Raw genomic sequence first — 22,024 nt, forward strand, 5'->3', positions numbered from 1 at the left:
TCAGGTCGGCACCTTTTCTTCGGGAACAGGCGGCTCTTCATCTTGCGGTTTTACCTCAGGGTTCTGCACCTTGCGCAACCGGCTCAACTGCGCCAACCCAACCTTGAGCAAGCGCGCGGTCTTGTTGTCGGCCACCTTCTCCAACCCCTGACCCGCCGGCAGCCTTGCCAGTTGCCCTGCCAGGTTCATGGCCAGGATCTCCCGCGAATACACCCCACCGCCCAACTGATAGATTGCTGCGATCAGCTCACGCAGGCCCAGCGGCAAGCGCCAGCGGGTTCGCAGCGCCGAACCGAATGCTGCACCGAAGTCGCGCAGTGACGCCTGCACCAAGCCATCATGCAGGTCACCACCGGCCAGCCGCCACTCCTGCAGGCAGCGCAGCACCGCAAGGTCACCCAGGCAGTGCAACAGCCCGGCGCAGTAACAAAGCTCTTCATCGAGCTCAAGCATGCGCGCCAGCGAACGAGCGTATTCGGCGGTATGCAGCGACAGGTTCCAGAAATGCGCCGCCTGCTGCGCCAGCAGCGGGTCGCTAAGGCGGGCGCTGCGCTTGAGGGCAAGGCCCAGAATCAGGTTCATGCTCTGCGTGCTGCCAAGCTTGTTCAGCGCCTGCAGCAGGGTCTGCACCGGAGCGTCGCGGTGCAGCGCAGCACTGTTGGCCGCAGCGATCAGTACGGCAGTAACCTGCGGGTCGTTGCGCACTTCCTCTTCGAGCACCTTGAGGTCCAGCCCCTGCGGGTTCAGCGCGCGCTTGATCGCCACCTGCACGTCGGCGAACAGCGGCCCGCCATCGGCGGTGGCGCGGCGCTGCTCAAGGAAGGCCGGCAGGCTCGCCCCTGGCTGCAACGGTGGCACCGGGCAGGCGATCTGCTCACCCACTTCAAGCAGCAGCTCTTCCAGACGCTTGCGCAGGTTGCCCATGTTCAGTGGCTTGCTCAGGTAAGCCGTGGGGTGCAGCGGCAGCGCCTCACGCACGCTGGCACTGTCACTGCGGTTGCTCATGAGAATGAACGGCAACCCCGGCCCCTTGGCGCGCACCTTGCGCAACAGGTCCAGGCCATCGACACCTGCCAGCTCACGGGCAGCGATGATCAGATCAGGCTTGCTGGCCAATGCCGTGAGCGCCTGTGAGCCATCGGCGCACACCTGCAGCCGGGCATCACAGCGCACGCTGAGCAGCATCTCACGCAGCATGTCGCGCACCCAGGGATCGCCTTCGGCAATCAGTACGCAAGGTGGGGTGGGGTCTGCAGCGTTCATGGCCAACTCCTGAATATCCCTGACACGCAATCCGTTGCAGCTTCCAAAGCAAGTCCTGCCACAACCATAGCGCCAAGGGCCTTTAATAGGCACAAAAAAAACCCGCCTAAGCGGGCTTTTTCATGAAGCGTGTCACATCAGGCCAGTTCAGCGAAGCACTCTTCGATGATGGCCAGGCCCTTGTCGAGCAGCTCATCTTCGGCGGTCAGCGGAACCAGGATACGCAGAACGTTGCCGTAGGTACCGCAAGACAGCAGGATCAGACCCTTGTCACGGGCTTTGGCAACCACTTGGGCGACCGCAGCGGCGTTCGGGGTGTGGGTGCCTTTTTCGAAGACTTCCACAGCGATCATCGAGCCCAGACCACGGACGTCGCCAATGATCGGGTGCTTTTCCTGGATCTTGCGCAGGCCAGCGGTCAGGTGCTCACCTACTGCCTTGCTGCGGTCCAGCAGCTTCTCTTCTTCGAACACCTGGATGACGGCCAGAGCCGCGGCACAGGCGATCGGCGAACCGGCGTAAGTACCGCCCAGGCCGCCCGGAGCGATGGCGTCCATGATCTCGGCCTTGCCGCAAACACCGGCCAGCGGGAAGCCGCCAGCAATGGATTTGGCGAAGGTGGTCAGGTCCGGCGCGACGCCCATCTGTTCCATGGCGAAGAAGGTGCCGGTACGGCCAGCGCCAGTCTGTACTTCGTCGGCGATCAGCAGAATGCCGTGCTGGTCGCACAGGGCGCGCAGGCGCTTCATCAGCTCTTTAGGCGCTGGCAGGAAGCCGCCTTCGCCCTGTACCGGCTCGAGGATGATCGCGGCGATGTCGCGCGGCTCGGCGTCGTTCTTGAAGATACGCTCGACCGAAGCGATGGCGTCGTCAACGCTGACACCGTGCAGTTCGCTCGGGAACAGGGCGCGGAAGATACCGCCAGGCATCAGGCCCATGCCTGCGGAGTACGGCACAACCTTGCCGGTCAGGCCCAGGGTCATCATGGTGCGGCCGTGGTAGCCGCCGGTGAAGGCGATCACGCCAGCACGGCCAGTGGCGGCACGGGCGATTTTCACGGCGTTCTCAACGGCTTCGGAGCCGGTGGAAACCAGCAGGGTCTTCTTGTCGAAGTCACCTGGGACCAGCTTGTTGATCTTCTCGCACAGCTCTACGTAAGGCTCGTAAGCCAGTACCTGGAAGCAGGTGTGGCTGACTTTGGTCAGCTGCTCTTGAACAGCGGCAACCACTTTCGGGTGCAGGTGGCCGGTGTTCAGAACTGCGATGCCGCCGGCGAAGTCGATCAGTTCGCGGCCTTCAACGTCGATCACGGTCGAGTTCTTCGCGCTTTCGACGAAGATCGGGTGAATCTGGCCTACGCCACGTGGGACGGCGGCTACACGACGTTGCATCAAGGATTCGTTGGTCTTGCTCATAATGCCCTCATTTGCGCCGATCAGCGGCGCTTTTATTCGGGGGTGGCTGGGAGTGTTCGCGAACAGTATTCGTTGATCGACTGCCGTGAACGCCCTGGCCACCAGGTGCTGCGATGTCAAAAAAGCCAGCGAGACGTCGCTCTCGCGCCCCGCTGGCAGAGGTAAAGCCTTCAGCGCATCAGACGCTGATGCACAGGTACTTGATTTCGAGGTAGTCCTCGATGCCGTACTTGGAACCTTCACGGCCCAGGCCCGAAGCCTTGATGCCGCCAAACGGCGCGACTTCGTTGGAGATCAGGCCGGTGTTGATACCCACCATGCCGTATTCCAGCGCCTCGGCAACACGGAACACACGGCTCATGTCGCGGGCATAGAAGTACGAGGCCAGGCCGAACTCGGTGTCGTTGGACATGGCGATGACTTCAGCCTCGTCCTTGAAGCGGAACAGCGGCGCCAGCGGGCCGAAGGTCTCTTCCTTGGCGACGGCAGCGGTCTTCGGCACGTCGACCAGGATGGTCGGCTCGAAGAAGTTGCCTTCGATCAGCTTGCCACCGGACAGCACCTTGGCGCCTTTGGAGACGGCGTCCTCGATGTGTTCCTGAACCTTGGCGACGGCCTTGCCGTCGATCAGCGGGCCAGTGGTGGTGCCGTCTTCCAGGCCGTTACCGATCTTCAGTTTGGCCACAGCAGCTTTGAGCTTCTCGGCGAAGGCATCGTAGACGCCGTCCTGCACATAGATACGGTTGGCGCAAACGCAGGTCTGGCCGTTGTTGCGGTACTTGGAGATGATCGCGCCTTCTACCGCCTTGTCCAGGTCGGCATCGTCGAACACGATGAACGGGGCGTTGCCACCCAGCTCCAGGGAAACCTTCTTGATGTCCTTGGCACATTCTTCCATCAACTGGCGACCGATTTCGGTCGAGCCGGTGAAGGACAGTTTGCGCACCAGGGAGTTGCCGGTCAGCTCGCCGCCAACTTCGCCAGCGCTGCCGGTCACCACGCTCAGCACGCCAGCCGGGATGCCGGCACGGGTAGCCAGCTCGACCAAGGCCAGGGCAGAGTACGGGGTTTGCGAAGCAGGCTTGAGCACCATGGTGCAGCCAGCGGCCAAGGCCGGGCCGGCTTTACGGGTGATCATCGCCGCCGGGAAGTTCCACGGGGTGATGGCCGCGGTAACGCCGATCGGCTGCTTGATGACGATCAGGCGCTTGTCAGGCTGGTGGCCCGGGATGGTATCACCGTAGACGCGCTTGGCTTCTTCGGCGAACCACTCGATGAACGAGGCTGCGTAGGCGATTTCGCCCTTGGCTTCGGCCAGTGGCTTGCCTTGTTCAGTGGTCATCAGGCGAGCCAGGTCGTCCTGGTTCTCGATCATCAGTTCGAACCAGCGACGCAGCTTGTTCGAGCGCTCTTTGGCGGTCAGTGCACGCCAGGCCGGCAGGGCCTTGTCGGCAGCTTCGATGGCGCGGCGGGTTTCCGCAGAGCCCATCTTCGGCACGGTACCGATGACTTCACCTGTGGCCGGGTTGGTCACATTGATGGTCTGGCCGCTGTCCGCATCCAGCCATTCACCGTTGATGAAGGCTTGCTGGCGGAACAACTGAGCGTCTTTGAGCTGCATGTCGGCTTCCCGAATTGTTGATTGTTGAAAAGCGCCCAAGGCAGGGCATCGAGCGTTTGAAATCTCAAACGAATGCTAAGCGGCTGCTGGGGTATAGGACAATAGGCTGTTCGAAAAAAAGAACGAATGGTTGCACAGCCTATCCGAAAGCTGCCGGCAGGAACCCCTACAGGGTAGACGACTGCGCGCAGGCAAATGTGAGGGGAGGACCAACCGACACCCCTCACCGTGAAACAGACTACTACCAGCCCGGCAAGATCCCGAAACCTTTCGCTTACGCTCGAACCAGCCCCACTGGCTAGCCTTCATGAGGAACTCATCACTTGGCACGGACGCCGCCATGCACAACCCCGACGATCGATCCCTCGACCTCCAGCGCGTGCTGGACACGCTGCAAGCCGACCAGCGCCTGAGCGCCAACGACGCCAGGCAGGTACTCGAACACGCCACCTCACAGCCACCTCGCCATCCGCTCGAAACCATAGCGGCCCTGGGCCTCGAAGACCGCCAGCACCCCGGCCAGCGCCTGCATCTGGACTGCCTGTGCCAATGGCTCGCCAGAAAAGTCGGCCAGCCTTACCAGCGCATCGACCCACTGCAACTCGACCTGTCGCAGGTCAACGGGCTGATATCGCCAGCATTCGCCCATCGCCACGGCATACTCATCCTGGCCAGCGACAGCCTGGGCATCACCGTGGCCAGTGCGCAGCCTTACCAGTGTGACTGGCAAACCGATCTGGCCCGCAGCCTGGGCAGGCCGATCCGCCGTGTGCTCGCCAGCCCCCTGCAGTTGCGCCAGGTGGGCCAGTCGCTGTTTCGCCTCGCCCACTCGGTGCAAGGTGCCCAGCATCAGCAGTCAGCAAGCCTCGGTGAGCTCGAGCAATTGCTGGAGCAGGACAAGCGCCAGGGCAACGCCACGGCAGACGACGCGCATATCGTGCATATCGTCGACTGGCTGCTGCAGTACGCTGTCGAACAGCGCGCCAGTGACATCCATCTTGAGCCACGCCGCGAGCAGGGCCGGTTGCGCTATCGCATAGACGGCCTCCTGCATACGGTCTACGCCTTCCCGGCCAGCGTGACCCTGGCCGTCGTCAGCCGCCTGAAGCACTTGGGCCGCATGGATGTCGCGGAAAAACGCCGGCCGCAGGATGGCCGTGTGAAGTGCAGCCTGCCAGGTGGCCGCGAAGTGGAATTGCGCCTGTCTACGCTGCCCACCCCCTTTGGCGAAAAGCTGGTACTGCGCTTGTTCGACCCACAACAGCTACAGGAAGACTTCGACCGCCTGGGCCTGGAAGGTGAACAACTGCAGCAGTGGCAGGCCCTGCTGCAGCGCCGTCATGGCATTCTTTTGGTCACCGGCCCTACCGGTTCAGGCAAGACCCGCACGCTGTACGCGAGCCTGAAGTGGCTGGCCACGCCCGAGGTCAACCTGTGCACCATCGAAGACCCGATCGAACGCCTGGAGCCGGCTTTCAATCAATTACAGGTGCAGCCGGCACTGGACCTCAGCTTCGCCAACGGCGTACGCGCGCTGCTGCGCCAAGACCCTGACATCATCATGATCGGCGAGATCCGCGATCGCGAGACGGCGCTGGTAGCCGTGCAAGCTGCCCTTACCGGGCACCTGGTGCTCTCGACCCTGCACACCAACGACAGCTGTGGCGCCATCACCCGCCTGCTGGAACTGGGCGTGCCCGATTACCTGATCAAGGCCTCCCTGAGCGGGGTGATGGCGCAGCGCCTGGTGCGCTTGCTGTGCCGTGACTGCCAGGGCTGCGCATCATCGGCCAGCGGCCAGCCTTGCCTGCTGTGCCGGGGCACCGGCTTTCATGGCCGAACGGGCGTGTTCGAGCTGCTGGTCCCAAGTGAAAGCCTGCGCGCCCGGATAGGCGCAGGGGCGGACCTTGCCAGCTTGCAGCGACAGGCATTGAGCGAAGGGTTGCTGGACCTGAAACGCTGCGGGGAGGCAAAGGTGGCCAGTGGGCTGACCTGCCAAGAGGAAGTGCTGCGGGTCTGCGCATAAGCAAAAAACCCTTGTTTTCTGGGAACTTACACCCCTCAGACTCAATCAAATCGGGCTCCATCAGCCCTCACCCTTCGAGGTGTTTCATCATGCGTCTCCCAACCGCCATCGCAGCCGCTGCCCTGCTTTCGCTGCCCATTGGCTCCGCCATGGCCGATACCTTCTGGCGCAACGTGATTTCTTCCGGCGCGACTACGGCATCGACTTACCTGACCTCCAGGGACCACAAGCTGGTCGTCGCGGCGCAGGATGACGCCGGCAGCTTCGTTGCCAGTGAAGGTGCTATTCGTGGGCCGTTCCTGGAGGCGGCAATGCGCCAGGTGCGGGCTGAGAACCCAGGCATGCAAGCCAGCGACATGGAACTGGCCAATGCCATCCTGGCCAGGAATGCGGTAGCCGAGTAAGCCCCCTGGGGCTGCTGTGCAGCCCCAACTTCAACTCAGCGATACGCCTCCACCGGTACGCACGCACAGAACAGGTTCCTGTCCCCATACACGTTGTCGACCCGGTTCACCGCCGGCCAGTACTTGTGCTGGCGCACGTGAGCGCTGGGGGCTACAGCCTGCTCAAGGCTGTAAGGCCGGCTCCACGGTGCCAGCACATCGGCCAGGGTATGTGGCGCATGTTTGAGCGGGTTGTCTTCCGCTGGCCAGTTACTCTGCTGCACCTCACCGATCTCCGCACGGATCGCCAGCATGGCCTCGACGAACCGGTCCAGCTCGGCTTTCGACTCGCTCTCTGTCGGTTCGACCATCAAGGTCCCGGGCACCGGGAATGACATGGTCGGGGCATGGAAGCCATAGTCCATCAGGCGCTTGGCCACATCCTCTTCAGTTATCCCGGTAATTGCCTTGAGCGGCCGCAGGTCAAGAATGCACTCGTGCGCCACCCGCTGGTTTCGGCCTCTGTACAGCACCGGGAAAGCCCCACCAAGCTGGCTGGCCAGGTAGTTGGCCGACAGGATGGCCACTTCGCTCGCATCGGCCAGTTGCGGCCCCATCATGGCGATGTACATCCAGCTGATCGGCAGGATGCTCGCACTGCCCCAAGGCGCGGCGCTGACCGCGCTGTTGTTCGGGTCCAGGCCCGGCACCGGCACCACCGGATGACTGGCGACGAACGGCTTGAGGTGTGCACGGATGCCAATCGGCCCCATGCCAGGGCCGCCGCCGCCGTGCGGGATGCAGAAGGTCTTGTGCAGGTTCATGTGCGAGACATCGGCGCCGATGTCAGCCGGCCGCGTGAGACCGACCTGGGCGTTGAGGTTGGCGCCGTCCATGTAGACCTGGCCGCCGTGCTGGTGCACCACCTCACATATTTCCCGGATGCCCTCCTCATACACACCATGTGTCGACGGGTAGGTAACCATGAGGCAGGACAGCCGCTCGCCTGCAGCCTTGGCCTTGGCTTTGAGGTCGTCGAGGTCAACGTTGCCGTCGTCATCGCAGTCGACGATCACCACTTCCATGCCAGCCATCTGCGCTGAAGCAGGGTTGGTGCCGTGGGCCGACGAAGGGATCAGGCACAGCGTGCGCTGGGGCTGATGACGGCTGCGGTGGTAACGGGTGATTGCCATCAGCCCGGCGTATTCGCCCTGGGCACCCGAGTTGGGTTGCATGCAGATCGCATCAAAACCGGTAATAGCGCACAGCCAGCGCTCCAGCTCATCGATCATCGCTTTGTAGCCTGCGACCTGAGCATCGGGCGCAAAGGGATGAAGCAGAGCGAATCCGGGCCAGGTGATGGGGATCATTTCGCTGGTGGCGTTGAGCTTCATGGTGCAGGAACCCAGCGGGATCATCGATTGGTTCAGCGCCAGGTCCTTGTTTTCCAGCTGCTTGAGGTAGCGCAGCATCTGCGTTTCGCTGTGATGCAGGTTGAACACCGGGTGGGAGAGGAACGGCGTGCGCCGTTCCAGAGCGGCCGGAATACCCCCTGTCAGAACCTGCTGGTCAAGCGCGGTGACCTCAAGGCCATGATCCACGCCAAGAAAAATGTCGAACAGCCGAAGCACGGTTTCTTCGCTGCACGTTTCGTCCAGGCTCACACCCAGATGGCCGCGGCCCAGAATGCGCAAGTTGATGCACGCCGCTTGCGCACTTTCGACGATGGCCGCCTGGGCACCGCCGACATCCAGGGTAAGGGTGTCGAAGAAATGCTGGTTAAGGCGTTTGATGCCCTTGGCCTCAAGGCCCGCGGCGAGCACGACGGTCAGCCGGTGCACGCGCTGTGCAATGCGCTGCAAGCCTTCAGGGCCGTGGTACACCGCATAGAAGCCGGCGATGTTGGCCAGCAGTACCTGGGCGGTGCAGATGTTGGAGTTGGCTTTTTCGCGGCGGATGTGTTGCTCGCGGGTCTGCAGGGCCATTCGCAGTGCGGTGTTGCCACGGGCATCACGCGACACACCGATGATGCGCCCCGGCATCGCCCGCTTGTAGTCTTCGAGGCAGGCGAAATAGGCCGCATGCGGGCCGCCATAGCCCATCGGCACGCCAAAGCGCTGGGTCGAGCCAAGCACCACGTCTGCGCCAAGTTCGCCCGGCGGCGTGAGTAGCACCAGGCTCAACAGGTCTGCCGCCACGCATGCCAAGGCATGCTGGCCGTGCAACTGGTCAATCAGCGGGCGCAGGTCACGCACTTCCCCATGGGTATCCGGGTACTGCAGCAGAGCGCCGAATACTTGGTGCTGGCCAAGGTTATCCACAGCGTCGACGATCAGTTCGAAACCAAAACCTTCAGCCCGGGTTCGCAACACGGACAGTGTCTGCGGGTGACAGTGTTCATCGGCAAAGAAGGCATTGCTCTTGTTGCGCGCCACGCGTTTGGCCAAGGCCATGGCTTCGGCTGCGGCGGTGGCTTCATCGAGCAGTGAGGCATTGGCCAGGGCCAGGCCGCTCAGGTCGATGACCATTTGCTGAAAGTTGAGCAGCGCTTCCAGCCGGCCTTGGGCGATTTCTGGCTGGTAAGGCGTATAGGCGGTGTACCAGCCGGGGTTCTCCAGCACGTTGCGCAGGATGACGGTTGGCGTGACGGTGCCGTGGTAACCCATGCCGATCAGGCTGGTCCACACCTGGTTCTGCTCGGCATAACCGGCGAGCTTGGCCAACGCAGCCTGTTCATCCAGGGCGGGGGGCAGGTCGAGGGCGCGGTTGAAGCGGATATCCGGCGGGACGGTCTGTTCGATCAGCTCGCTGCGGCTACTCAAGCCCAGGGCGTTGAGCATGGCCTGCTGCTCGGAGGCATCTGGCCCCAGGTGGCGACGCAGGAATGGGTTGAGCTCTTGCAGTTGATGCAGGGATGGCGACTGGGACATGACGACGCTCTCTTCCTAGACCAGGCCTCGTGGAGACTTATAAGTCTAGGAAGGATTGCCGATACTGCGGGAAAACTTGCTTCGCCAGTACCGGCCTCATCGCCGGCAAGCCGGCGATGAGGCCAGAAGGCTCACTCGCCGATAGCGGCTTTGTAACCGGCAGCGTCCAGCAGCTTGTCCAGTTCGGCCTTGTCGCTTGGCTTGAGCTTGAAGATCCAGGCGCCGTAAGGCTCTTCGTTGAGCAGCTCCGGGCTGTCGGCCAGGTCTTCGTTGACCGCGATCACTTCGCCACCCACCGGGGCATAGATATCCGAAGCGGCCTTGACCGACTCGACCACGCCAGCAGCATCGCCGGCAGCGAATACTTTGCCAACCTCTGCCAGTTCCACGAACACCACATCACCCAGGGCCTCTTGAGCGTGGTCGCTGATGCCCACGGTCACAGTACCGTCGGCTTCCAGGCGCGCCCACTCGTGGCTTTCGGCAAAACGCAGATCGGCGGGGATATTGCTCATGTCTTGTATTCCTCGATTGGGTCAGCGGTCGGCCCGCCGTTGATTGTTCAGATCAGAATCTTGCCGTGACGCACGAAGGTCGGTTTGACCACCCGCACCGGGTACCACTTGCCGCGAATCTCGACCTCGGCACGATCGCCGGTGGCCATGGGCACGCGCGCCAGGGCAATGGATTTGCTCAGCGTAGGAGAGAAACTACCACTGGTGATCTCCCCTTCGCCAATGCCGGCAACGCGAACCACCTGATGGGCGCGCAAAACACCGCGTTCCTCCAGCACCAGGCCGACCAGCTTGTCCTGCACGCCGCGCTCGATTTCCGCCAGCAGGCCAGCGCGGCCGATGAAATCGCGCTCGGCCGGCTCCCAGGCAATGCTCCAGCCCAGGTTGGAGGTAAGCGGGGTGTGGTCTTCGTCGATATCCTGGCCGTACAGGTTCATGCCGGCCTCCAGGCGCAAGGTGTCGCGGGCGCCAAGGCCACTGGGGGCGATGCCAGCGCCGACCAGGTCGTTGAAGAAGGCCACGGCCTCATGGCCCGGCAGGATGATTTCCAACCCGTCCTCACCGGTGTAACCGGTGCGGGCAATGAACCAGTCGCCCTCGCCAAGCCCTTCGAACGGGCGCAGCTCACGGATAAGCGCAGCGCGCGAAGCGCTGAGCAAGGCTGCGACTTTCTCGCGGGCCTGGGGGCCCTGGATGGCGAGAATGGCCAGGTCGGGGCGCACCTTGAAACCGACCGAGAAGCCGGTACTGTGGGCCTCCAGCCACGCCAGTACATTGGCGCGGGTAGCGGCATTGGTGATCAGCCGGTAGCCATTTTCCGTGCGGTAGACGATCAGGTCATCGATAATTGCGCCCTGTTCGTTGAGCAACGGGCTGTACAGCGCCTTGCCGACACCCCCAAGGCGGGCAACGTCGTTGGCCAGCAAGCGCTGCAGCCAGACGGTGGCATCGGTGCCATCGATGTCGATCACGGTCATGTGGGAAACATCGAACACCCCACAGTCACTGCGCACCTGATGGTGCTCTTCAACTTGCGAGCCGTAGTGCAGCGGCATGTCCCAGCCACCGAAATCGACTGTCTTGGCGCCTAGCGCCAGGTGCAAGTCGTACAAAAGCGTGCGCTGTCCCATGGGTTTCTCCTTCCGGGCGTGGCGAAGCGGCGGCGGTCGATGACGTTTGGTTGTCAGCTCTTCTTGTAGGACCCGTCGCGCGAATGCCGCGCATTGTAGCCGCAAGGGCGCGGGCTGGCACCCTCAGTGACTGTGACCGGGGCGCCTGGCTGAACGACGAATCAGGCCGATGACCGGCAGCAGGCCAACCAGCACCAAGGTCAAGGCGGGCAGTGAGGCACGCGCCCACTCGCCTTCACTGGTCATCTCGAACACCCGTACGGCGAGGGTATCCCAGCCGAAGGGCCGCATCAGCAAGGTCGCGGGCATTTCCTTGAGCACATCGACGAAGACCAGCAGTGCGGCGCTGAGGGCACCAGGGACCAGCAGCGGCATATACACTTTGAAAAACAATCTCGCCCCTCCGACACCCAGGCTCCGTGAAACCTCGGGCAACGACGGGCGGATGCGCTCCAGGCTGCCTTCCAGTGGCCCATAGGCCACGGCGATGAAACGTACCAGATAGGCCACCAGCAATGCCGCCAGGCTGCCCAGCAGCAATGGCTTGCCTGCCCCACCCAGCCAGCTCGACAGAGGGATCACCAGGTGGTTGTCCAGGTAGCTGAAGGCCAGCATGATCGACACCGCCAGCACCGAGCCGGGCAAGGCGTAGCCCAGGTTGGCCAGGCCAACCCCGGCACGGATGCCGCCGGTCGGCGCCTGACGCCGGGCAAATGCCAGCAGCAGTGCGACGCTCACCGTGATCAAGGCTGCCAGGGCGCCCAGGTACAAGGTGTGCAGCACCAGGCCAACATAGCGCTCGTCCAGGTCATGCCGCCCCCGGTGCCAGAACCATACCAGCAACTGCAGCAGCGGGATGACGAAGGCACAGGCAAATACCAGCAGGCACCAGCCACTGGCCAGCAGTGCCTTCAGACCGCGCAGGTGATAGAGGGCCTGACCCCGCGGGCGTTCGTTTGAGCTGCGCGAGGCGCCACGGGCGCGGCGTTCTCCGTACAGCACCAGCATTACCGCCAGCAATAGCAGGCTGGCCAGCTGAGCCGCGCTGGACAGGCTGAAGAAGCCGTACCAGGTCTTGTAAATGGCGGTGGTGAACGTGTCGAAATTGAACACAGCCACCGCACCGAAATCTGCCAAGGTCTCCATCAGGGCCAGCGCTATGCCTGCGCCGATGGCCGGCCGCGCCATGGGCAGGGCAACCCGCCAGAAAGCTTGCAGCGGCGAAAGGCCCAACACCCGCGCCGCTTCCATCAGCCCCTTGCCCTGGGCCAGGAATGCCGTGCGCGCGAGCAGGTAGACATAGGGGTAGAACACCAGCACCAGCACCACAATCACCCCGCCGGTGGAGCGCACCCGCGGCAGGCGCATGGGCCCGAACACTTCACGCAAGGCGCTTTGCACCGGGCCGGCGAAATCCAGCAGGCCGACGAAGACGAACGCCAGGACATAGGCGGGGATGGCAAACGGCAGCATCAGTGCCCAGTCCAGCCAGCGCCTGCCGGGGAACTCGCAAAGGCTGGTGAGCCAGGCCAGGCTCACGCCGAGCACGGTGACGCCTACGCCTACACCCGCCACCAAGGTGAATGTGTTGCCGAGCAGGCGGCTCATCTGGGTGTCGAGCAAGTGCGACCAGATCTGCACGTCGATCGACTGCCAGGACAGCAGCAGGACGCTCAAGGGCAAGAGCACGAGGGCGGCGGTCAGGATGACCGGGAGGTACCAGCGGCGTTGGGGAGCGTGGGGCAAGGCAACTGTCTCTGTGGCAGATGGCAACCGCTGAGCGGGCTTGCCACGCGAAGGGGCCCTTGTGGGCCCCTGCAGGATAAAGCCTGGGGCTTAGTTCCAGCCAGCCCGATCCATCAAGCGAATGGCCTCGGCCTGGCGTTTGCCTGCCACCTCGACCGGGATGCTGTCAGCCTTGAAGCTGCCCCATGCCGCGACCTCGTCCGATGGCTTGACCTTCGGGTTGGCCGGGAACTCCTGGTTGATGTCGGCGAACAGCTTCTGCGCCTGCTCACCGGTCATCCACTCCACCAGCTTCTTGGCCGCCTCCGGATGCGGTGCGTGCTTGGTCAGGCCGATGCCGGACAGGTTGACGTGCACGCCTCGGTCGCCCTGGTTAGGCCAGAAGATCTTCACCGGCAAGTTCGGGTTCTGCTTGTGCAGGCGGCCGAAGTAGTAAGTGTTCACCACCCCCACATCGCACTGGCCGGCCTCGATGGCCTGGATTACCGAGTTGTCATCGGAGAACACGTCGGTAGACAGGTTGTTGACCCAGCCTTTGACGATCTGTTCGGTCTTGGCCTCGCCATGGTTCTCGATCAGCGTGGCGGTCAGCGACTGGTTGTAGACCTTCTTTGCCGTGCGCAGGCACAGACGCCCTTCCCACTGCTTGTCGGCCAGTGCCTCGTAGGTGCTCAGCTCTGCGGGTTTGACCCGCTCGGTGGAGTAGATGATGGTCCGCGCGCGCAGGCTCAGGCCAGTCCAGTCATGGGACGAGGCGCGGTATTGAGCGGGGATGTTCTGGTCGATGATGGCCGACTTGATAGGCTGCAGGATGCCCATCTGCTCGGCCTGCCACAGGTTACCGGCATCGACGGTCAGCAGCAGGTCGGCCACCCCGTTCTCGCCCTCGGCCTTGATGCGCTGCATCAGCGGGGCTTCCTTGTCGGTGATGAACTTGATCTTGACGCCGGTCTCGGCGGTGTAGGCGTCGAACACCGGCTTGATCAGCTCGTCGATGCGCGAGGAGTACACCACTACTTCGTCCGCCGCCTGGGCGGTGCCACCGAACAGCGTCAGGGCCAGGGCGGCCAGTAGGGGCTTGCGTGGCAACATGGGATGCACTCCTCGAATCGTATGAGAGGCGCAAATGGTAGTGAATCCCATTTTCCGGCTCACCTACCCAGCCGTTACCAGATGTTGCAAGAGCACGCGAACGCCTGCAGGAGCGGCCTCGTGTCGCGAAAGGGCCGCAAAGCGGCCCAACAATCTCAAGGTCTGGCCAGCTCCGGCAAGTCCCCGGAAAGCCCCAACGCCTGGCGCACGAACAGCGCCTTGGCCTCCGGCATCTGCTGCACCAGCTTCAGACCGCTGTTACGCAACCAGCGCAACGGCAGCGGGTTGGCCTGGAACAGCCGCTCGAAGCCCTCCATCGCCGCCATCAATGCCAGGTTGTGCGGCATGCGTCGGCGCTCATAGCGGCTGAGCACTTTCACATCCGCCAGCCGTTCACCCCGCTCGCAGGCGTTCACCAACACCTCAGCCAGCACCGCTGCATCGAGAAAGCCCAGGTTCACGCCCTGCCCCGCCAACGGATGAATGGTGTGCGCGGCATCGCCGATCAATGCCAGCCCCTCGTCCACGTACCGCTTGGCGTGGCGCTGGCGCAACGGCACGCAAACCCGAGGGTCGGCGTGCAGCACTTGGCCCAGGCGCCCCTCGAATCCACGCTCCAGGGCCTTGAGGAAAGCTTGATCATCCAGCGCCATGAGCTGCTCGGCCTGCTCGGGCGTGGTCGACCACACGATCGAGCACCAGCCCTGCTGGCCGTCTCGCGACAAGGGCAGGAAGGCCAGCGGCCCTTCGTCGGTGAAGCGCTGCCAGGCGGTAGCCTGGTGTGCAGCACTGCAGCGCACGCTGGTGACGATAGCGTGGTGCAGGTAATCCCACTCACGGGTCTGGCAGCCGGCCAGGCGCCGCACCGCCGAATTGGCACCGTCGGCAGCCACCACCAGCGGTGCCCGCAGGCGGCGGCCATCGGCCAGGGTCAGCAGCCACTCATCGCCAGAGCGGCGCATCTGCTCCAGGCGGGCGTTGGGCAGCAGGCCGATATCGCTGTCATGCAGGCGCTCCAGCAGGCCATCCTGCACTACCCGGTTTTCGACGATATGGCCAAGCACCTGCGCGTGCACGCTGGCGGCGGAAAAGTGAATCTGCCCAGTGCCGCTGCCGTCCCAGACATGCATGTCCGAGTAGGGCGAAACACGCCGTTTGGCGATTTCTTCCCAGGCGCCCAAACGCTCGAGGATGCGCTGGCTGGCCGCCGAGAGGGCGCTGACCCGCGCCTCGAACGGCGCATCGCCGTCAAACGGCTTCACCGTCAGCGAACCACCGTCGAGCAGGAGTATCTCCAGGCCACTGTGGCGCAACGCCAAGGCCAAGGCGCTGCCGACCATACCGGCACCGACAATCAACAGATCTGCGCGCATTTCCATGCCTTACGCCTGCCTCGCTTGCGGCTTGAGCCGCACGTATAGGGTTTTATCGACCCGCGCCACCAGCTCGCCGGCACCGTCGCGGACATCGACCTGCAAACGTGGCAGGTATTTCTTGCCGCTGGCGGTCTGCTGGCGGATCTCGTCCAGCAGTGCGTCTTCGATGTGGAAATCGGCATACACCGGGCCTTTGCCCGGTGCGATGAAGTCAATGCTGGCTGCCTTGTCCCAGACGATGTACTCACGGCCCAGCAGTTCGATCAGCAATAGCATGTAGAACGGATCGACCATCGAATACAGGCTACCGCCAAACTGGGTACCGACGTAGTTGCGGTTCCAGCGGTTCAGCTTCATGCGCACCCTGACACTGCGCATGTCTGGGCTGATGTGCTGAATGCGAATGCCAGCGCCCAGGTACGGTGGGTAAAGGTTCAGCAGCCAGCGCAACATGCGCGCCCGGCGCGCCAGCTTGCGCGGGTTGCTCATGCCTGCCCCCGCGGATCAGGGCGGGTGCCCAGGCCCATGGCCTGGCGGGCGAACCAGCTTTTGGCCGGCGGCAGCAAGTCGAGCCCAAGCAAGCCGATGTTGCGCCCGGCGGCCAACAACGGCTGATTACTGCCGAACAGGCGGGTAACCTGGTCGGAGAAACCGATGGTCATGGCCTGGTCGAGTTGCTGGCGTTGATGGTACGCCTGCAGGGTCGCCAGATCGCCTGGCTGCTGCGGGCCGGCCAGCAGCGCATCGGCCAGCGACTGCACATCGCGCAGCGACAGGTTGAAACCCTGCCCGGCAATGGGGTGCAGGCTGTGCGCGGCATTGCCCAGTACCACCAGATGCGGGCGCACCTGCTCTTGGGCTTCGACCAGTGCCAGCGGGTACAGATGCCGTGCGCCGACCTGGCGCAGGGCGCCGAGGCGATAGCCGAATACATCCTGCAGCTCGCGCAGGAAGCTGCGTTCGTCGATCTCGGCCAAGCGCTTGGCGTCCATACCCTGACGGGTCCAGACCAACGCACAGCGGTTCTCGGGCAGCGGCAGCAATGCCATGGGGCCTTGCTCGGTAAAGCGCTCGAAGGCTTGCCCGCGATGGGACTCGCCCGGGGTAATGTTGGCGATCAGGGCGCTCTGCTCGTAGGGCGTGCGGCGCACATGGATGCCCAGTTGCTCGCGCAACCCGGAGCGGCCACCGTCGGCCAGCACTGCCAGGTCGCACTCAAGGGCGGTGTCATCGTCCAGCTGCAAGCGATAACCACCGGCGACGGCCTGCATCGCCTTCACTTCGGCCGGGCAGCGCCAGCTCACCACCTCGCTGTCCAGCCCTTGCCAAAGGCACTGACCAAGCCAGGCGTTCTCGACCACGTAGCCCAACGCTGGCACGCCCTCCTCCAGCGCATCGAGGCGGGTGGAGCCAAAGCGCCCACGGTCCGAGACCTGGATCTGCCGGATCGGCTCGGCACGAGGGCTGATGCCCTGCCACACGCCCAGGTGCTGGTAGATCTGCCGGGTACCGAACGAAAGCGCTGAGGAGCGCGCATCATAGCTGGGCTGGAAGCTGTCGCCCGGGGCGAATGGCTCGATCAGCAGGATCTTCCAGCCACGCGCCTTGGCCCCAGCCTGCAGGGCCAGCGCAAGGCTGGCACCGACCAGGCCGCCACCAATGATCGCCAGGTTGACTCGGTTCATGCAGCGTCCTTACGGGCCGCCTGCATCAGCGCCTCGATCTCGGCGACCGTCCTGGGCACGCCCGAAGTCAGAATTTCACAGCCTTGCCTGGTCACCACCACGTCGTCCTCGATCCTTACGCCGATGCCGCGCCATTTCTTCGCGACCTGCTGATTGTCGGCGGCAATGTAGATACCCGGTTCGACGGTCAGCGCCATGCCAGGCTCCAGCACCCGCCACTGGCCGCCGACCTTGTATTCGCCCACATCGTGCACGTCCATGCCCAGCCAGTGCCCGGCACGGTGCATGTAGAAGGCCCGATACGCTTCACTTTCGATCAGCGCCTGCACCTTGCCCTTGAGCAGGCCCAGCTCCACCAGGCCCTCGGTGATCACCCGCACGGTCGCTTCATGGGCGTGGTTCCAGTGCTTGCCTGGGGCAATCTCGGCGAAAGCGGCGGCCTGGGCCTTGAGCACCAGTTCATAGACGGCCTTTTGCTCAGGCGAAAACCGCCCGCTGACCGGGAAGGTGCGGGTGATGTCGCTGGCATAGCAATCGATTTCGCAACCGGCGTCGATCAGCACCAGGTCACCGTCCTTGAGCGCGGCATTGTTCTCCTGATAGTGCAGGATACAGCCATTGCGGCCGGCAGCGACGATCGACCCGTAGGCTGGCATTCTTGCCCCGCCTTTACGGAACTCGTAGTCCAGCTCGGCTTCCAGGCTGTACTCGTGCAGCCCTGCCCGGCAGGCCTGCATGGCCCGCACATGGGCACGCGCGGAAATTTCTGCAGCGGCGCGCATCACTTTCACTTCCGCCGCCGATTTATACAGACGCATGTCGTGCAGCAGATGATCCAGGGCAACGAACTCGTTCGGTGGCTGGGCGCCAAGGCGCGCCTTGGAGCGGATCACGTTGATCCAGTCCATCAGCCGACGGTCGAACTCGGGGTTGCTGCCCATGGCGCTGTAGACCCGTTCGCGACCTTCGATGAGGCCCGGCAGGATCTCGTCGATGTCGGTGATCGGGAAGGCATCGTCCGCGCCAAAGTCGCGGATGGCACCTTCCTGGCCGGCACGCAGGCCGTCCCACAGCTCGCGTTCAGGGTTACGCTCGCGGCAGAACAGCACGTACTCGCCATGCTCGCGCCCCGGGATCAGCGCGATCACCGCCTCCGGCTCCGGGAAGCCGCTCAGGTACTGGAAATCGCTGTCCTGGCGGTAGACGTGCTCGACATCGCGGTTGCGAATGGCGACTGCGGCAGCCGGCAGGATGGCAATGCTGTTGGGGACCATCTGCGCCATCAGCGCCTTGCGCCGACGGGCATATTCGGCCTTGGGTATGTGGCTCATGGGCAGGACTACCCCCGGTTGATCAGTGCAGCGAAGGTTTTGGCGCAGGCGCGGCCGGCGCGGCCAGCTCTGTGTACAGCAGCAGCGGCGCAACGCGCAGATACTCCATGACTTCCATGTAATCGCTTTCGCCGTCCTCGGATTCTTCCAGTGCTTCCTGGACCTGGGAAATGGCCACCAGGTCCTGGAGCACTTCCTTGGCATCGGTGGACAGGTCCTTGCCGCCAGCGTTGAGCCCGAAGCCGGCGATGAAGCCCTGGCACCACTGGCCCAGCGCCGTGGCACGCTCGGTCAGCGCGGTTTCGTCGCTTGGCAGCAGCAGAACGATCGCAATGTCCTCGCCGGTCAGCTCGGCCTTGACCATCTCTTGCAGGCCGATCAATGCAGCGCGCACATTGTCTTCAGGTTCGTTTTCCAGCACCCCGGCAGCGTCGGCCAGCCAGGCATCGGCCTCGAAGCCGGCACCGGCGCAACTGCGGCCGATCAGCAGGCCGTGCAGCTCGGCGGGGGAAACAGGGTGGCCGTTGCTCGAGAGCAGTGCGGCGAATGCGGTGTAGGGCGATTGGGTATTAGGCATGGGCGGCTAGGCGCCAGACGGCGCATTTGACTAGAATGAAGGCCTTGTATCCTAGCACCGGCAGGCGCGCCAAGACCATCGGCACTGGCCGTCACCGCTCAGGGAGAGGCATGATCGACGGGTGATTCAATGACGGAGCGAATCGAGTGCAACCCACGCAAGAGAACGACCTGCAAGCATTGATGAGCCGGTTCGAGTCGCTGATCGAGCGCGTCGAGCAACTTAAACGGCAAAATGCACTCCTAGTAGCTCAGGAAAAATCCTGGCGCGAAGAGCGCGCCCACCTCATCGAAAAGAACGAGATCGCCAAGCGCAAGGTCGAGTCGATGATCTTACGCCTCAAGGCCCTGGAGCATGACTCATGAGTTCAAGCAATAGCGTCACCGTGCAGATCCTGGACAAGGAATACTCGATCATCTGCCCGCCGGAAGAACGCAACAACCTGGTCAGCGCCGCACGCTACCTGGACGGCAAGATGCGCGAGATCCGCAGCAGCGGCAAGGTGATCGGTGCTGATCGGATCGCGGTCATGGCCGCATTGAACATCACCCACGAGATGCTCCACCGCCAGGAAGACCGCACCGACGCCCCCGCTGGCAGCGCCACCCGCGAACAGGTCCGCGACCTGCTCGATCGCGTCGACAAGGCTTTGTCCGACGACACGGATACCAAAATCGGCTGAGGTTGGTATACTGGCGCCACTCCCTGGGGGATGCGCCAGTCGGTTATGTCCCTGAGCCGATACGCACAACCACGGGGGTTGCACGCTGGGGCCGGTGTGCATGTCCGCCCGACGGAAAGCCTTAACGCCCCCTGCAATCTCCACCTTGAACTTTCGGGTTCAAGGGCTACACCGATAGCGGTCTTATCGGGGAGCCTGATTTCGACTGCCCGCCCACCCAGGCGGGCAGTTCTCGCTTTTAGCTTCGACACCTGGGAACGCCCGTGCCATGACCGACACCGCGCCGCTAACCCGCCCCCAGCTTCGTCGCCTGCTTCGCAATGCCCGCCGCGCACTCACGCCAGCCCAGCAACGCCAAGCCTCCCTTGGGCTGTATCGGCAGCTGGCGCAAAACCCGCTGTTCCGCCGCGCACGGCACATTGCCCTGTACCTGCCCAACGACGGTGAAATCGACCCGCAGTTGCTACTGCGCGAGGCGCAACGCCGTGGCAAACGTACCTACCTGCCGGTACTGCACGCATGGCCGCGTACGCGCATGGTGTTCCAGCGGTTCGAGCAAGGGGAAAAGCTCAAGCGCAACCGTTTCCGTATTCCAGAGCCACTGACTGACCGCAAGCGCCAGCGCCCGATCTGGTCGCTGGACCTGATTCTGCTGCCACTGGTGGGCTTCGATGAAGCCGGCGGGCGGCTAGGCATGGGCGGTGGTTTCTATGATCGCAGCCTGGCCTACCAGGCGCGACGCAAAACATGGAAAAAACCCCTGCTGCTGGGGCTGGCCCATGAATGCCAGAAGGTCGAACGACTGGCGCAGGCCAGTTGGGATGTACCACTGCAGGGCACGGTCTCGGACCGTGACTGGTACCTGGCGCCTAAATAACAGGCGCCAGCGGGGAAGATCAGCGCTGCTGCTGACCGGCTTCGACCGGTGCCTGGTACGCGGTATCGAGCTTGCGCTCCCAGATACCCTGAGCATAACCGGTGGTAACCACACCCAGACCAAAGATGAAGACCAGGACCCAGAGCAGGTCCGGTTTGCGTTGATTCATCGAAGAATGCCCCCCTAGGCATACGTTCTGGCTCGGCGACCTTCTTGGTGCCGCCGGAGCATATAGCGTTAAAATCGGCGCATTTTCCGACAACCTGCGTCGACACGCAAACGTTGACGCCAACCGGCTGTCGGTTTCGTGCAACAGGTTATTTCAAACCTTTTCAGGAGCAGTATCCATGGCCTACTGGCTGATGAAATCCGAGCCCGATGAGCTTTCGATCGAAGGCCTGGGCCGCCTGGGTGAGGCCCGCTGGGATGGCGTGCGCAACTATCAGGCGCGCAATTTTCTGCGCGCCATGAACGTAGGCGATGAGTTTTTCTTCTACCACTCCAGTTGCCCTCAACCGGGCATTGCCGGGATCGCCCGGATCACTGCAGCGGCCTACCCGGACCCAACTGCGCTGGACCCTCAGAGCCATTACTACGACGCCAAAGCCACTGCCGAGAAGAACCCCTGGAGCGCGGTAGATGTGGCGCACGTGAATACGTTCAGGCAGGTGCTGGGGCTGGGCTTGCTCAAGCAACAAAGCGCGTTGGAGGAGTTGCCACTGGTGCACAAAGGCACTCGGCTGTCGGTGATGCCGGTGACCGAAGAGCAGTGGGTGGCGATCATTGCGCTGAGCAAATGACCGGCCCCGCGAAGAGGCCAGCCTGTATCTTGATCACTGCACGATCAGGTTATTGAACAGCAGATCTTCGACAATCGGCTTGCCTTCTTCTGCTTCCATCACCTGCTGCACCTGCTTGAGCGCCTCTTGGCGCAGTTTTTCCTTGGCGTCGACGTTGCTCAAGTTATCCACACCTTGTTGGGTGAACAGCGCCACCAGCTGGTTGCGAATCAGCGGCTCGTGGTGCTTGACCGCCTTGGCTGCCTCATCGCCAGTCACACGCAGGGCCACATCAGCTTTGAATACGCGCAACCTGGGGCCGCCGTCGAGGGCGTAGTTGCCTACAAAGGGCGGGCTCAGGCTGATATAGGAGACCTTGGGGGCTCCTTCCTTGGCTTCTTCGGCCAGGGCCGCCGCTGGCAGCATCAGGGCCAGCACCATCAAGATCCACGCTTTCACGAATTCACTCCTCAAAACAATTGGCGCCAGCTTACCCAGCATGCGGCCCAAACCCAAGCCCGGGCTTATGCAGCCCCATCAGGGCGGGCCATGCTCGTTGACCCGGCAGGCCGCCCTCCTACACTTATCGGCCACTA

Annotated in this window: 21 protein-coding genes and 1 other RNA gene; 7 read left to right on the forward strand and 15 right to left on the reverse strand. The window is 63.2% G+C overall.

Annotation, left to right across the window (positions count from 1 at the left end):
• From ACMGF5_RS07810 to gabD, 3 genes are all read right to left on the reverse strand, one after another.
• On the reverse strand, positions 1-1,263 hold the full coding sequence (locus ACMGF5_RS07810) for an HDOD domain-containing protein (protein WP_414157698.1): 1,263 nt from the start codon (positions 1,261-1,263) through the stop codon (positions 1-3).
• A 137-nt stretch (positions 1,264-1,400) separates the two neighbouring features.
• Complete coding sequence (gabT, locus tag ACMGF5_RS07815; protein WP_012316754.1) at positions 1,401-2,678, reverse strand: 4-aminobutyrate--2-oxoglutarate transaminase; 1,278 nt, start codon at positions 2,676-2,678, stop codon at positions 1,401-1,403.
• 178 nt (positions 2,679-2,856) lie between these two features.
• Positions 2,857-4,299: an NADP-dependent succinate-semialdehyde dehydrogenase gene (gene gabD / locus ACMGF5_RS07820; RefSeq protein WP_046788207.1), complete on the reverse strand. Its 1,443-nt coding sequence runs from the start codon at positions 4,297-4,299 to the stop codon at positions 2,857-2,859.
• A gap of 340 nt (positions 4,300-4,639) precedes the next feature.
• Between gabD and ACMGF5_RS07825 the strand changes: the two genes are divergently transcribed.
• Positions 4,640-6,325: a GspE/PulE family protein gene (locus ACMGF5_RS07825; RefSeq protein WP_414157699.1), complete on the forward strand. Its 1,686-nt coding sequence runs from the start codon at positions 4,640-4,642 to the stop codon at positions 6,323-6,325.
• Positions 6,326-6,414: 89 nt separating this feature from the next.
• On the forward strand, positions 6,415-6,729 hold the full coding sequence (locus ACMGF5_RS07830) for a DUF2388 domain-containing protein (protein ID WP_046788205.1): 315 nt from the start codon (positions 6,415-6,417) through the stop codon (positions 6,727-6,729).
• Between the two features lie 35 nt (positions 6,730-6,764).
• On the opposite strand, the gene gcvP is transcribed toward ACMGF5_RS07830, so the two are convergent.
• The 10 genes from gcvP to ACMGF5_RS07880 form a co-directional block, all read right to left on the reverse strand.
• Positions 6,765-9,638, reverse strand: coding sequence for an aminomethyl-transferring glycine dehydrogenase (gcvP, locus tag ACMGF5_RS07835; protein ID WP_414157700.1), 2,874 nt, complete (start codon positions 9,636-9,638; stop codon positions 6,765-6,767).
• A 131-nt stretch (positions 9,639-9,769) separates the two neighbouring features.
• Entirely contained in the window at positions 9,770-10,153 is a 384-nt protein-coding gene (gcvH, locus tag ACMGF5_RS07840) for a glycine cleavage system protein GcvH (protein ID WP_046788203.1), read from the reverse strand.
• A 47-nt stretch (positions 10,154-10,200) separates the two neighbouring features.
• Complete coding sequence (gene gcvT, locus ACMGF5_RS07845) at positions 10,201-11,283, reverse strand: glycine cleavage system aminomethyltransferase GcvT (protein WP_046788202.1); 1,083 nt, start codon at positions 11,281-11,283, stop codon at positions 10,201-10,203.
• A gap of 123 nt (positions 11,284-11,406) precedes the next feature.
• Positions 11,407-13,029, reverse strand: a complete 1,623-nt coding sequence (locus tag ACMGF5_RS07850; RefSeq protein WP_119687951.1) for an ABC transporter permease — start codon at positions 13,027-13,029, stop codon at positions 11,407-11,409.
• Between the two features lie 90 nt (positions 13,030-13,119).
• Positions 13,120-14,121: an extracellular solute-binding protein gene (locus tag ACMGF5_RS07855; protein WP_119687952.1), complete on the reverse strand. Its 1,002-nt coding sequence runs from the start codon at positions 14,119-14,121 to the stop codon at positions 13,120-13,122.
• Positions 14,122-14,276: 155 nt separating this feature from the next.
• Entirely contained in the window at positions 14,277-15,494 is a 1,218-nt protein-coding gene (locus ACMGF5_RS07860; RefSeq protein WP_174142001.1) for a 2-octaprenyl-3-methyl-6-methoxy-1,4-benzoquinol hydroxylase, read from the reverse strand.
• Positions 15,495-15,503: 9 nt separating this feature from the next.
• Positions 15,504-15,986, reverse strand: a complete 483-nt coding sequence (locus ACMGF5_RS07865) for a DUF4442 domain-containing protein (RefSeq protein ID WP_046788199.1) — start codon at positions 15,984-15,986, stop codon at positions 15,504-15,506.
• Positions 15,983-17,182, reverse strand: a complete 1,200-nt coding sequence (ubiH, locus tag ACMGF5_RS07870) for a 2-octaprenyl-6-methoxyphenyl hydroxylase (RefSeq protein WP_115273144.1) — start codon at positions 17,180-17,182, stop codon at positions 15,983-15,985. The genes ACMGF5_RS07865 and ubiH overlap by 4 nt, the downstream gene beginning before the upstream one ends.
• Positions 17,179-18,513 (reverse strand): Xaa-Pro aminopeptidase, encoded by a 1,335-nt coding sequence (pepP, locus tag ACMGF5_RS07875; protein ID WP_115273145.1) that lies wholly within the window; start codon positions 18,511-18,513, stop codon positions 17,179-17,181. Before pepP ends, ubiH begins: the two co-directional genes overlap by 4 nt.
• 22 nt (positions 18,514-18,535) lie before the next feature.
• Positions 18,536-19,090, reverse strand: a complete 555-nt coding sequence (locus ACMGF5_RS07880; protein ID WP_119687953.1) for a YecA family protein — start codon at positions 19,088-19,090, stop codon at positions 18,536-18,538.
• Positions 19,091-19,272: 182 nt separating this feature from the next.
• On the opposite strand from ACMGF5_RS07880, the gene ACMGF5_RS07885 reads away from it, so the two are divergent.
• The 4 genes from ACMGF5_RS07885 to ACMGF5_RS07900 all read left to right on the forward strand — a co-directional run bounded on the left by ACMGF5_RS07885 (position 19,273) and on the right by ACMGF5_RS07900 (position 20,649).
• Positions 19,273-19,455, forward strand: coding sequence for a TIGR02449 family protein (locus ACMGF5_RS07885; RefSeq protein ID WP_039603542.1), 183 nt, complete (start codon positions 19,273-19,275; stop codon positions 19,453-19,455).
• Complete coding sequence (locus ACMGF5_RS07890; protein ID WP_012316783.1) at positions 19,452-19,772, forward strand: cell division protein ZapA; 321 nt, start codon at positions 19,452-19,454, stop codon at positions 19,770-19,772. The genes ACMGF5_RS07885 and ACMGF5_RS07890 overlap by 4 nt, the downstream gene beginning before the upstream one ends.
• A gap of 17 nt (positions 19,773-19,789) precedes the next feature.
• Positions 19,790-19,969: non-coding RNA, 6S RNA (gene ssrS / locus ACMGF5_RS07895), on the forward strand.
• Between the two features lie 71 nt (positions 19,970-20,040).
• Complete coding sequence (locus ACMGF5_RS07900) at positions 20,041-20,649, forward strand: 5-formyltetrahydrofolate cyclo-ligase (RefSeq protein WP_046788196.1); 609 nt, start codon at positions 20,041-20,043, stop codon at positions 20,647-20,649.
• Positions 20,650-20,668: 19 nt separating this feature from the next.
• Here the strand turns inward: ACMGF5_RS07900 and ACMGF5_RS07905 are convergent, their stop codons facing one another.
• Positions 20,669-20,818, reverse strand: coding sequence for a hypothetical protein (locus ACMGF5_RS07905; protein WP_168216575.1), 150 nt, complete (start codon positions 20,816-20,818; stop codon positions 20,669-20,671).
• A gap of 178 nt (positions 20,819-20,996) precedes the next feature.
• Between ACMGF5_RS07905 and ACMGF5_RS07910 the strand changes: the two genes are divergently transcribed.
• Positions 20,997-21,449, forward strand: a complete 453-nt coding sequence (locus ACMGF5_RS07910) for an EVE domain-containing protein (RefSeq protein WP_174141992.1) — start codon at positions 20,997-20,999, stop codon at positions 21,447-21,449.
• 33 nt (positions 21,450-21,482) lie between these two features.
• Here ACMGF5_RS07910 and ACMGF5_RS07915 read toward each other — a convergent pair whose 3' ends face one another.
• The gene (locus ACMGF5_RS07915; protein WP_046788194.1) at positions 21,483-21,887 is read right to left on the reverse strand and encodes a flagellar basal body-associated protein FliL; all 405 of its coding nucleotides are present in this window, start codon (positions 21,885-21,887) and stop codon (positions 21,483-21,485) included.
• Positions 21,888-22,024 lie beyond the last annotated feature (137 nt).

It is taken from the genome of Pseudomonas sp. BNK-15, assembly GCF_047456105.1.
Classification (GTDB): Bacteria; Pseudomonadota; Gammaproteobacteria; order Pseudomonadales; family Pseudomonadaceae; genus Aquipseudomonas; species Aquipseudomonas putida_E.